This is a genomic window from Paenibacillus sp. J22P143 (assembly GCF_059692035.1).
The window spans coordinates 1-14,258 of record NZ_JCAUAQ010000052.1; the positions used below are offsets into that span (position 1 = coordinate 1).

The 14,258-nt window shown below is 46.1% G+C and carries 4 protein-coding genes; all 4 read left to right on the forward strand.

Going from position 1 to position 14,258, the window contains the following annotated elements:
* A partial coding sequence (locus tag AC58PQ_RS29240; RefSeq protein WP_497247860.1) for an OmpL47-type beta-barrel domain-containing protein occupies nt 1–2,606 on the forward strand: 2,606 nt, incomplete at its 5' end.
* 407 nt (nt 2,607–3,013) lie between these two features.
* The gene (locus AC58PQ_RS29245; RefSeq protein ID WP_497247862.1) at nt 3,014–9,271 is read left to right on the forward strand and encodes an endo-alpha-N-acetylgalactosaminidase family protein; all 6,258 of its coding nucleotides are present in this window, start codon (nt 3,014–3,016) and stop codon (nt 9,269–9,271) included.
* A 114-nt stretch (nt 9,272–9,385) separates the two neighbouring features.
* Complete coding sequence (locus AC58PQ_RS29250; RefSeq protein WP_497247864.1) at nt 9,386–13,885, forward strand: family 43 glycosylhydrolase; 4,500 nt, start codon at nt 9,386–9,388, stop codon at nt 13,883–13,885.
* Nucleotides 13,886–13,976: 91 nt separating this feature from the next.
* Nucleotides 13,977–14,258 (forward strand): hypothetical protein (locus AC58PQ_RS29255; protein ID WP_497247867.1); only part of this gene is annotated, 282 nt, incomplete at its 3' end.

A 14,258-nucleotide genomic window follows, 5' to 3' on the forward strand; every position in this document is an offset into this window, starting at 1 on the left:
CGATCACGCTAAATTTAGGAGGCAGCTATAAAGTTAGTCAAGTCAATTACTTGCCAAGGCAAGCAGGTGGTTCGAATGGAATCATTACGGGTTATAACGTGTATACGAGCATAGATGGCGTGAATTACACGAAAGTAACGAGCGGAAGCTGGGCAAACAGTTCAGCTCTCAAAATCGCTACATTTACACCCGTAAACGCAGCTTATGTGAAGTTGGAGGCAACGAGCGGAGTTGGCGGATTTGCATCAGCAGCAGAAATTAACGTGTATCGAAGCGGTCTCGGTACATCTACAGGATTAACGACAACGGACAATGCGCCAAGTGGCTGGGTTAATCAAAACACCACGGTAAACCTAACCGCAACGGGTGGCGGATCTGGCGTTGTGACGACAAATTACATCGTAGACGGTGGAGCCCAGCAAACTGGAACTTCGATCGCGCTGACAACGGAAGGCGTTCATACAATTAACTATTGGAGCGTAGACGACGCGGGTACCACAGAAGCCCAAAAGACGGCAACTGTTAAAATCGACAAAACAGCGCCAGTCGCAACAGTGACTCTGTCACCAGCCGGGCCGGACGGACCAAATGGCGAATACATCACTCCTGTCACGGTTACAGCAAGTGTCTATGATAATCTGTCTGGTGTGAAGAAGACGGAGTACAGTCTGGATAACGGGAATACATGGGTGGCGTATACAGCGCCTGTTACTTTCGTAGAGAATGGCCAGTACATGGTTATGGTTCGTTCAACCGATCAAGCAGGACTTGTTGAGCAACCAAAAAATCTTAGTTTTACAATAACGATAAGCGGGCAAACAACGCCTTTAGCGGCACTTGCCGCCTGGTGGAAGCTCGACGAGGGTTCTGGTACAACCGTAACTGATTTATCTGGAAACGGCAACACAGGAACGATGACAGCCAACAGCCCGACTTGGACCACGGGGAAGCTCGGAGGAGCGCTTTCTTTTAGTGGTACTCCTACAAACACTCAACGGGTCGAGTTCAACAATTCGTCTACTTTGAATTCAATAACGGCGAGCGGTGAGACCCAAATGTTCTGGTTCAAAACTTCTCAGGCCTCATCTGGTACAAAAGCTGACCTAATTCGTCATGACGGCCGTTTCACAGGATTGCAGCTTGATGCCGCAGGTAATGGCCGTGTTGTATTTTGGCCAAACACTTCATCAAGTTATGTTCCGCTTACGTTTACATGGAAACCTGGCTACTACGATAACAACTGGCATCATTATGCAGCTTCCTACGATAATGTAACAGGTATGAAGATCTATATCGACGGTAATTTAGTAGCCCAAGACACAACCAACACCGGAGCGCTTAAACAGTCATCGAAACTATTTGAGTTAGGAGCCGCAGAAAACAATTCTGAACCTTACAATGGATTGCTGGACGATGTCCGCGTATACAGTGGTGCGTTGACTCGAGCTCAAGTGCAGCAAGTGATGAATGCTGTTGCATCGATCTCTGTAAGCGGTGCAAATGGTGTGAATGCCATCACTAGCAAGAATGACACACTGCAAATGCAGGCTGCTGTTCTGCCTGCCAATGCAACAAACAGCAGTGTAACATGGAGCGTCTACGAGGTTGATGGTGTCACGGCAACGGATAAAGCGACGATTGATGCCACTGGATTAGTTACGGCTGTCAAAGATGGGACAGTGAAAGTGGTTGCAACAGCTGCGGACGGCAGCGGTGTACAAGGTTCCGCGACGATAACGATAAGCGGGCAAACACCGCCTGTGCCAACGTTACCTTTTGCAACGCTAACGGGTCCAGCCTCGGTTCAAAGTGGAGCATTATTCAGCACGAATGTAGGCTTTGGCAATCTGGCAAACAGAGTTAATTCCTCGGTTTATGCAGCGGATATCACGTTAAACTTTGGAACAAATGGCATTGATTTTGTCTCGGTGGAACCGTTGAAGCCCGGATTCGCAGACCTTGAGATCAAGACTGACGTGGCAGGAAAAATTCGAATTATAGCAGCGGCTCAAGGGGCAATGGGAGCGTTAACGACAAGTGGAGATGTATTCAAGATCAATTGGAAAGCGAAGTCGCTCACACAGGTGGCGCAAGTCAACTTGAACCTGACCGGTGCTGCCCTTTCCAATGCCTTGGGTCAAGAGACAGGAGCCGCATTGACTTCATTATTGGTATCGGTTACCCCTGTTGATCGTACATCTTTACAAGCGGTCATTGACACAGCGCAGTCCAAATACGATACAGCGGTAGAGGGTTCTCTAGCCGGTCAATATCCGGTAGGTTCCAAAGCTGTGTTGTTGTCTGCTATTAACGCAGCTAAAACAACCAACTCGGATCCTGCAGCTACCCAGCAGCAGATCGATAGCGCAGCTAATACGTTAAACCAAGCGTTGCAAGCCTTTAATCAGTTGATCATCACTGCTTTGTCAGGAGATATCAATGGTGATGATCATGTAAGTATTGGAGACTTGGCTATTGTAGCAGCGAATTATGGAAAGACGTCGGCCAGCGAGGATTGGAATAAGGCTAAAATTGCCGACTTTAATCATGACGGCAAGATCGATATTATCGATTTAGCGGGAGTCGCCATTTTGATCCTGCAATAATAAACAACTGGTATGGAAAGAGAAAAGAGTGAAGAGAACCTTTTCTCTTTTCATGCTTTAAAAAAGGACTTTCACTGAAAAAGTCCCACATGACTTTTATGTGTGTGCGCCACGCGCGAGGTGGAATCTGAAGGAAGCTGGAGGTAAAGTTCCGACCCGAGGAATATGTTACAAAAAGAAGAATTGGAAAGTTCTTTCTGTATGTTTCTTAGAGGATGTGTTCGAAAAATGAGGGGTATTCAACAAGATATATCATTCTTTTATAGTTGAAATCCTATTACAATTACGCTGTAAGCGCTTCACCTATCTTTTCTTCTACATATTACTCCATTGAAAGGTAGTGAATAAATCTAAATGAGTAGCAAGTGTTTGTAGAAAGGTTGCTTGTAAAGGACGGTAAAAGTGGCATGATTGTAAAATTCAATAAGGGGATGATGAAATTGGCTTGGAATCGTAAACTTTCTAAATTATCGACTTGTCTTGTTTTCTTTATGTCTATTCAGGTGATGGGCAGTTTCAGTGGAACATTAACAAAATTTACATCTACTGATGCCTATGCAGCAGCACCGCAAACCATTGAATCTTCAGCAATGAGAGTAACGATCGACGATACGTTCCCAAGAGTTATTCAATATCAGTGGTTAGCCAATAACGCAGTGATGTATGGTCAAGAGGATACTATTTCTGATGTAAAAATCAATGGTACTTCCTATACGCCAAGTGTTACATTCAGTAAAACGGGCACAAAGGCGTCTTATGAATTAGCGATTCCTTCGATAAGTGTTTCGATGACAATGGAAATCGAAGTTGTTGGGAATACGTTGACTTATAAAGTTACAGGGATCAATGAGAATGGCGCTACAAAGGTCAGTACATTTGAAATCCCAAATCATAATCTGCTTTCCGTTAGAGGCACGCAAGCAGGAGCAGCATTTTCTGGCTCGCGGATGTATACGGCGGTTACCGGTACAGGTGATACGTTCCTAGATGTAACCGGCAGCCCTGCTACGGACAGCGCACCGAAAAATTATTTGTATACTTTCCTGAATACGAGCCAGCTTGCAGGAGGCATCTGGACGAATGCAGTTTCAGATTATGCGACAGATGGCGATAATGAAAGGCTTCGTAAACAGACTGTAAGCAAAGCCGGCTATACGCGAACCGGAATTTGGAGCGGGTCATGGTTGTACAGGCCGGCAGGCATGAGCACAGCCGAAGCGCTGCCAAGCGAAAAGGTTGTTATTACTGGCGATGCCAATAGCGATAGCAGCGTAGATTGGCAAGATGCGGCTGTAGCGTTCCGCAGCATTATGGATATTCCGTTTAACAGCGAAAAGATTCCCGACCTCGTCGTTCAACGCATCCCGTTTAATTTCGGAAGCCAAGCAACGAACCCTTTTTTAAAGACGTTGGATGAAACGAAGCAAATCTATCTGGCGACCGATGGGTTGAAACAGTTTATTGAGCTGAAAGGGTATCAACAGGAAGGTCATGACTCCGCTCACCCGGATTACGGCAATAATATTGGCTTTCGCCAAGGCGGAGCGGCAGATATGAACACGCTTGTTAATGTAGGTCATGAGTACGGGGGATTTTTTGGTGTGCATATTAGCGGAACTGGCGCTCTCCCGGAAGCGAAATATTTTAGCGACACGTTGGTAGACCCGAAAAAATTGGGCTGGGATTGGTTAGACCAATCTTACGATTTCAATACAGCTCAAATGCGCAACGAAGCTTCGACTGGGGCGAGGTTAAATCGCTTGCAGGAATTAAAAGATGCTGTGCCAAATCTAGACTTTATATATGCAGATGCCTGGTACGAAAAAGGCTGGGACGGCCAGAGGCTTGCACGAGAAATGAACACTTTGGGATGGGGCGCCGCCACGGAGTTCCCCGATGTCATGGAGAAAGATGCTCTCTGGTACCACTGGGCTGTCGATTATAACTATGGAGGGCAAAATTACAAAGGATTTAATAGCCAAATCGCTCGGTTTATCCGCAATCATCAGAAGGATACATGGATCGCACGTAATCCGCTGTTAGGCGGCACCGAAATGTCTGCATACGAAGGCTGGGTAGGCAAGGTCAACTATGACGATATGATCAAGATGACTTTTAATACGAATCTTCCGACGAAATATATGCAGCATTTCCCGATCCAGAAATGGACGAGCAACACGATCAACTTTGCTAACAACGTTAGCGTCAGTAATGCAAGCGGCACAAAAGTGATGACAAAGGACGGCATCACCATCTTGAATGGCGGAGCCTATCTGCTTCCATGGAATCCGAATACGGAAGATAAGCTTTATCACTGGAATTCAACCGGAGGAAGTACGACTTGGACACTGCCTTTAAGTTGGTCAGGACTCAGTACAGTTAAGATTTACAAACTGTCCGATCAAGGCAAGCAGGTCATGCAAGATTTGCCGGTAACGAACAATCAGGTTTCCATTAATGCTACCGCAAATACGCCTTACGTGATTTACAAAGGCGACGCTGCAGCAACGCCTGATGTGAAGTATGGTGAAGGTACGCCATTGAAAGATCCTGGTTTCAATAGTGGAGGACTCGCTTCCTGGACGGTAACTGGCGATACGACGAAAGCATCCGTACAGAGAAATGGGCTTGGCCAAAGTGAACTTAAAATAGCAAGCGGCGCTGATGTAACGGTGAGTCAACAGCTTACGGGACTTACGCAGGGAACTTATTCAGCTTACGTCTACGTACAAGTGGACGGCGCGCGCCGTGCCGTTATCGGAGTCAAGGATTATGGCGGCGATGAAGTGAGCAACTATACGGATACGTCTTTTGCAACTAATTTGATTGCAGGAGATGCTAAGAGTAATACCAAAATGCAAAGGATGCGTGTGCTGTTTGACGTTCCGGCAGGGCAATCTACGGCAACGCTTTACCTGAAAGGTGTAACAGGCACGGGAGCCATTACATACGATGATGTCCATATGATGAAAGTACAGCGGGCTGCAAATCCGACAGGAGCTTATTTTTCGGAAGATTTTGAGCATGTAGACGCTGGCTGGTATCCGTTTGTCAAGGCGGATGCGGGAGGCAATACCGACCCGAGAACTCATCTTTCCGAATTACATGCGCCTTACACGCAAAAAGGATGGAACGGAAACGCGATTGACCATACGATCAACGGGAATTGGTCGCTGGTATCGCATAAGGAGAATACGGGTCTACTCTATAGGACGTTGCCGCAAACGCTTCGATTAGCGCCAGGCACGAACTATACGATCACTTTCAAATATGAGAATCAACAAGCCGGGGATTATGCGTTCATTGTAGGCGATGGAACGAATGAAGTATCAAGCACTAACTTCAGTACCGTTACTTCTCCACAGACGTTTACAAAAGTAATTGCAGGAAGCGCTACTGGAAACACCTGGGTAGGCGTTAAAAAGGTAACAAGCAATAACACGGATTTTGTCATGGATGATTTTACAGTGAATGTGGGCGGCGTACTTCCCCCTAGCAATTTGATTCCACAATCGCAAATGACAGCTACGACAACAAGCTTTCAAGTTGGTAGTGAAGCATCCAATGCCATAGACGATAATTCAACGACCATCTGGCATACCAAATGGGATTTGAGCAATCCGCTTCCACAATCGATCACTTTGAATCTTGGCGGCACTTATAATGTGACGAATCTGAAGTATTTGCCAAGACAGGATGGAAGCAACAACGGAAAAATTACGGCTTACAATGTTTATACAAGTAATGATGGCGTTAACTTTACGAAAGTTTCAACCGGAAACTGGGCGAATGATGCAACAGAGAAGAACGCTACGATTCCGCCTACAAATGCTTCCTATGTGAAGCTTGAGGCAACAGAGGGGAGCGGCGGATATGCATCGGCAGCAGAATTCAATGTTTACTTTGACTTGCCGGTGTTAATTCCACATGCGCAAATGTCTGTAACCGCAACGAGCGCTCAAGCCAGTGATGCAGCGACAAATGCTATTGACGATAACACGTCCACCATTTGGCATACGAAATGGGATTTATCTAATCCATTGCCACAGTCGATCACGCTAAATTTAGGAGGCAACTATAAAGTTAGTCAAGTCAATTACTTGCCAAGGCAAGCAGGTGGTTCGAATGGAAACATTACGAGTTATAACGTGTATACGAGTACAGATGGCGTAAATTACACGAAAGTATCGAGCGGAAGTTGGGCAAACAGTTCTGCTCTCAAAAGTGCTACATTTGCGCCCGTGAACGCAGCTTATGTGAAGTTGGAAGCAACGAGCGGAGCAGGCGGATTTGCATCAGCAGCAGAAATTAACGTGTATCGAAGCACGAACAGTGCCGCTGCAGGACTAACGACTTCGGACAATGCACCGACAAACTGGGTCAATCAAAACACCACGGTAAACCTAACCGCAACGGGTGGCGGATCTGGCGTTGTGACGACAAATTACATCGTAGACGGTGGAGCCCAGCAAACTGGAACTTCGATCGCGCTGACAACGGAAGGCGTTCATACAATTAAATATTGGAGCGTAGAGGACGCGGGTACCACAGAAGCCCAAAAGACGGCAACGGTTAAAATCGACAAAACAGCGCCAGTCTCAACAGTGACTCTGTCACCAGCCGGGCCGAACGGACCAAACGGACCAAACGGCGAATACATCACTCCTGTCACGGTGACAGCAAGTGCCAATGATATCTTGTCAGGTGTGAAGAAGACGGAGTACAGTCTGGATAACGGGAATACATGGGTGGCGTATACGACGCCTGTTACTTTCGTAGAGAATGGCCAGTACATGGTTATGGTTCGTTCAACCGATCAAGCGGGACTTGTTGAGCAACCAAAGAATCTTAGTTTTACAATAACGATAAGCGGGCAAACAACGCCTTTAGCGGCACTTGCCGCCTGGTGGAAGCTCGACGAAGTTTCTGGTACAACCGTAACTGATTTATCTGGAAACGGCAACACAGGAACGATGACAGCCAACAGCCCGACTTGGACCACGGGCAAGCTCGGCGGAGCGCTTTCATTTAATGGTACTGCTACAAACACTCAACGGGTCGAGTTCAGCAATTCGTCTACTTTGAATTCAACGGCGGCGAGCGGTGAGACCCAAATGTTCTGGTTCAAGACTTCTCAGGCCTCATCTGGTACAAAAGCTGACCTAATTCGTCATGATGGACGTTTCACTGGATTGCAGCTTGATGCCGCAGGTAATGGCCGTGCTGTATTTTGGCCAAACACTTCATCAAGTTATGTTCCGCTTACGTTTACATGGAAACCTGGCTACTACGATAACAACTGGCATCATTATGCAGCTTCCTACGATAATGTAACAGGTATGAAGATCTATATCGACGGTAATTTAGTAGCCCAAGACACAACCAACACCGGAGCGCTTAAACAGTCATCGAAACTATTCGAGTTAGGAGCCGCAGAAAACAATTCTGAACCTTACAATGGATTGCTGGACGATGTTCGCGTATACAGTGGTGCGTTGACTCGAGCTCAAGTGCAGCAAGTGATGAATGCCGTTGCATCGATCTCTGTAAGCGATGCGAATGGCGCGAATGCGATCACTAACAAGAATGGCACACTGCAAATGCAGGCTGCAGTTCTGCCTGCTAATGCAACAAACAGCAATGTGACATGGAGCGTCTTCGAGGCCGATGGTGTCACGGCAACGGATAAAGCGACTATGAGTGCCACCGGATTAGTTACAGCTGTCAAAGATGGGACAGTGAAAGTGATTGCAACAGCTGTGGACGGCAGCGGTGTACAAGGTTCCACGACAATAACGATAAGCGGACAAACACCGCCTGTGCCAACGTTACCTTTTGCAACGCTAACGGGTCCAGCCTCGGTTCAGAGTGGAGCATTATTCAGCACGAATGTAGGCTTTGGCAATCTGGCAAACAGTGTCAATTCCTCGGTTTATGCAGCAGATATCACGTTAAACTTTGGAACAAATGGCATTGATTTTGTCTCGGTGGAACCGTTGAAGCCCGGATTCGCAGCGCTTGAGATCAAGACTGACGTGGCAGGGCAAATTCGAATTATTGCCGCGGCTCAAGGGGCAATGGAGGCGTTAACGACAAGCGGAGATGTATTCAAGATCAATTGGAGAGCGAAGTCGTCCCCACAGTTGCCGCAAGTCAGCTTGAACTTGACCGATGCTGCCATTTCCAATGCATTGGGTCAAGAGACAGGAGCCGCATTGACTTCATTATTGGTATCGGTTATCCCTGTTGATCGTACATCCTTACAAGCGGTCATTGACACAGCGCAGTCCAAATACGATACAGCGGTAGAGGGTTCTCTAGCCGGTCAATATCCGACAGGTTCCAAAGCGGTGTTGTTGTCTGCTATTAACGTAGCTAAAACAACCAACTCGGATCCTGCGGCTACCCAGCAGCAGATCGATAGCGCAGCTAATACGTTAAACCAAGCGTTGCAAGCCTTCAATCAGTTGATCATCACTGCCTTGCCAGGGGATATCAATGGTGATGGTCATGTAAGTATTGGAGACTTGGCAATTGTAGCGGCGAATTATGGAAAAACGTCGACCAGCGTGGATTGGAATAAGGCTAAAATTGCCGACTTTAACCATGACGGCAAGATCGATATTAGTGATTTAGCGGAAATCGCGAGTCGGATCCTATTATAACAACTAATGTGAGGGGAAAGAAAAAAGAAGAATTGAAATCGAATTCTGAACAATTTAACCGCGCTGCAAAAGGCGCGGTCTCTTTTTTGAATTTTCTAACGTTGGAGGCGAACGATGAAAAATTATGCGAATTTAAAAGCAACAATACTAGTTGCATTCATTTTTGGTATTGTGATGATCTTAGGGACTGTTAAGCCAGCATATGCATGGGTATCTGATAATGGAAACGGTACATTCACCAACCCAGTTTTGTGGGGGGACTATCCGGATAATGACGTCATTCGGGTGGGGACAGATTATTATATGGTTTCCACGAGTATGCACCTGATTCCTGGCGCTCCCGTCATGAAATCCAAGGATTTGGTGAATTGGGAGTTTTGCAGTTATGCTGTTCCGAGGATGGATAGTCCAACATACAACTTCGTTGGCGGAGACGAATACAATGAAGGGCCTTGGGCAACCAGCATAAGGTATCATAATGGAACATTTTACGTCCTTTTTAATTCCAACCGGGAGGGGGCGTATCTTTCAACGGCTACCGATCCGGCAGGTCCTTGGACGATGACAAAGATATTGACTGTAGACGGCAAGTCAACAGGCGTACAGTTGTATGACCCAGGCATGTTTTTTGATGATGATGGCAGAGTTTATGTTGCACATGGACAAAGCAACATATATATAACTGAATTGACCGCGGATGGCAAGGCTGTAAAAACGCCTCAACAGTTAATGTATTCATGTACTAGTGGTTACTACTGCGAGGGATCCAGGGTTTACAAGAGAAACGGATATTATTATATTCTGACCACCCCGACATGGAGTCAAGGCTCAAAGAAGGAAGTAGCTTCTCGAGCAACGAACATTTATGGGCCGTATTCTGGTGAAGTCGATATCATGACCAGCTTCATGAACTGGACTGGCGGGGGGGTACACCAAGGTGCGATCGTCGATACGCCGACAGGAGAATGGTGGTCGATCATCTTCCAAGACAGATATCCTTATGGACGTGTACCTACATTACAACCTGTAACATGGGTTGACGACTGGCCGATTATGGGAATTAATAAAGAGGCTGTGGTCACATACCCGAAACCGAATGTGGGTGGAACAGGGACGTCTCCGATGAAGGAACCCGTTACTTCGGATGAGTTCGACAATTCCACACTCGGACTCATTTGGCAATGGAATCATAATCCGGATGATACAAAATGGTCCCTAACAGAAAGACCAGGTTTCATGAGGTTAAAGACAGCTACTGTGACATCCAATCTTTCATACTCAAAAAATACGCTCACGCAAAGGCTGTTAGGTCCGGATTCCACAGCTATTGTCAAGATGGATACCACGAATATGGCCAATGGCGATGTAGCCGGTTTAAGTGTAATTGAAAAAAAATATAACTTTATTGGTGTAAAAAAAGTTAATGGCGTTAAGAGCATTGTTGTCAATGATCTGGGGACAGAAGTTGTCAGCGTACCCTTTTCAGGAAACCAAATTTGGTTCAAGGCTGATTCTCCGAAGCTATCAGCAATAGCAAACTATTACTACAGTACAGACGGGACGACCTTTATACAACTCGGCGGGTCAATGCCGCTCCGCCAGGAATTATACGTAGGAATGAGGTACGGTATATTTACTTATGCTACTTCTGCCATCGGCGGATACGTAGATGTTGACTGGGTTCATTTAACTACTAGCGAGAATACCGGAAACTTATTTACAGTCGGGCAAAAAGTTGAAGCTGAACGATATGACGATAAATCTGGCGTCAATATGCAGTTCGTCAATGATCAGATCATCAATGGAAAAGACCAGTATGTAGGCTGGATCGTTAATGGTTCTTGGTTGAAATTCGATCAAATTGACTTCGGAAATGGAGCGACGACTTTCAGCGCAAGGGTTGCAACGGTAGTGAGTGGCGGCAATATAGAAATCAGGCTTAACAGTCCGACAGGCACTTTAGTAGGTACCTGTGCAGTTGCTCCTACTGGCGGTTGGCAGACATGGACGTCCCAATCCTGCAATATTAGCAATGCAGCGGCTACAGGCAAGCAGAAGGTATACCTTGTTTTTACAGGCGGCTCGGGGTTTCTGTTTAATATGAACTGGTTCAGATTTGATTCAAACTTGTCTATCCCTCAAGTACCAACTAACTTAACAGCATCAGCTGTAAACTTTTCACAAATGAATGTAAATTGGGATGCTTCCCCTGGAGCGTTCGATTATGATCTTGAAGTTGATGGAACGGTAGTAAACATGTTGAGTAGTCCATATCCTCATCTTGGACTTGCTTCAAACTCAACACATACTTATAGGGTAAGGGCCAAGAATTCGGTAGGAACCAGCGCATGGAGTTCCCCGGTTAGTGCGGCTACAAAAGAAGCTATTATACAGCAATCGCAAATGACGGCAACAGCGACCAGTCAGGAAACGGCATCCGCGAATCATTCAGCTTCCAATTTGTTGGATGGAAATAATACAACATTTTGGCAAACTAAAGGGGATCTGAGCAATCCGCTTCCACAATCGGTCACCTTGAATCTTGGCGGCGCTTATTATGTGACGAATCTCAAATATTTGCCAAGGCAGGACGGAAGCTCGGACGGCAATATAACAGGATACAACATTTATGTCAGCAATGATGGAACGAATTTTACAAAAGTCGCAACCGGCAGCTGGGCTAATGACGCGACGGAGAAAAACGCTCAAATCGCATCTGCAACGACGGCAAGGTATGTGAAGCTGGAAGCAACGGTCGGCAATGGCGGCTGGGCATCCGCAGCAGAATTGAATGTGAGCTATGATATGCCGGTCATCATTCCACAATCGCAAATGACAGCAACGGCAACTAGTGAGGAAACGGCATCCGATAATAATTCGGCTTCTAAAGTACTAGATGGAAACAATGATTCAATATGGCATACAAAATGGAATTTAAGCAATCCGCTTCCACAATCGATCACCTTGAATCTTGGCGGCACTTATAATAATGTGACGAATCTCAAATATTTGCCAAGGCAGAGCGGAGGCACGAACGGCAATATAACAGGCTACAATATTTATGTCAGCAGCGATGGAACGAATTTTACGAAGGTTGCAACTGGCAGTTGGACCAATGACACTTCAGAGAAGAACGTTCAATTCGCGCCAGTTACGGCAAAGTATGTGAAGCTGGAGGCAACGGCCGGCATTGGCGGTTTTGCATCCGCAGCAGAAATTAAGGTCTATAGAAGCCCATCTACTAGTGTGAAATTAACGACAACGGACAATGCGCCAAGTGGCTGGGTTAACCAAAACACCACGGTAAACCTAAACGCAACGGGTAGCGTATCTGGCACTTTGACGACAAATTACATCGTCGATGGTGGAACTCAGCAAACCGGATCCTCGGTCGTGCTGACAACGGAGGGCGTTCATAGAATCAACTACTGGAGCGTAGACGCGGGCAACACAGAAGCTGGGCATACGGTAACCGTTAAAATCGACAAAACAGCGCCAGTCTCAACAGTGACCCTGTCACCAGCCGGGCCGGACGGACCAAATGGCGAATACATCACTTCTGTCACGGTGACAGCAAGTGCCAATGATATCTTGTCAGGTGTGAAGAAGACGGATTACAGTCTGGATAACGGGAATACATGGGTGGCGTATACGACGCCTGTTACTTTCGTACAGGAAGGCCAGTACATGGTTATGTATCGCTCAACCGACCAAGCGGGACTTGTTGAGCAAACAAAGAATATTAGTTTTACAATTGGCTCGCCTAAAGTAACTGGAATGCTAACGGGTCCTGCCTCGGTTCAGAGTGGAGCATTATTCAGCACGAATGTAGGCTTTGGCAATCTGGCAAACAGTGTCAATTCCTCGGTTTATGCAGCAGATATCACGTTAAACTTTGGAACGAATGGCATTGATTTTATATCGGTGGAACCGTTGAAGCCCGGATTCGCAGCGCTTGAGATCAAGACTGACGTGGCAGGACAAATTCGAATTATAGCAGCGGCTCAAGGGGCAATTGGAGCGTTAACGACAAGTGGAGATGTATTCAAGATCAATTGGAAAGCGAAGTTGCTTCCACAGGTGGCACAAGCCAACTTAAACCTGACCGATGCTGCCATTTCCAATGCGTTGGGTCAAGAGTCGGAAGCCGCATTGACATCTTTGATGGTTTCCGTTACCCCTGTTGATCGTGCACCTGATCGTACATCCTTACAAGCGGTCATTGATACAGCTCAGTCCGTTTATGATAAAGCGGAAGAGGGAGCTCTAGCCGGCCAATATCCGATAGGTTCCAAAACTGTGTTGTTGTCTGCTATTAACGCAGCTAAAACGACCAACTCGGATTCTGCGGCTACCCAACAGCAGATTGATAACGCGGCGAATACGCTAAACCAAGCATTGCAAGCCTTTAATCAACTGATTATCATCTTCGCTCCAGGAGACTTTAATGGAAATGGTCGCATTGATATTGGAGACTTGGGTATTGCAGCGGCGAATTATGGAAAGACAACGGCTAGTACGGATTGGAATAAGGCTAAAATTGCTGACTTCAATCATGACGGCAAGATCGATATTATCGATTTAGCGGGTATCGCCCGTCTGATCCTGCAATAATAAGCAACTGACATGAGAAGAGAAAAGCGCAGCTTTTCTCTTTGCATTCTTTAATTCCGAATTATAATTTTAATAAAAGGGATGATGAAACTTGGCTTGGAAAAGTAAATTTTCTAAAATATCGACTTTGCTTGTTTTCTTTGTGTCTGTTCAAGTGGTTGGAAGTTTCAATGGAACATTAACAAAAATCATAAGTACGGAAGCGTATGCCGCATCGCAAACCATTGAGTCTTCAGCAATGAGAGTAACGATCGACGATACGTTCCCAAGAGTTATTCAATATCAGTGGTTAGCCAATAACGCAGTGATGTATGGTCAAGAGGATACTATTTCTGATGTAAAAATCAATGGTACTTCCTATACGCCTAGTGTT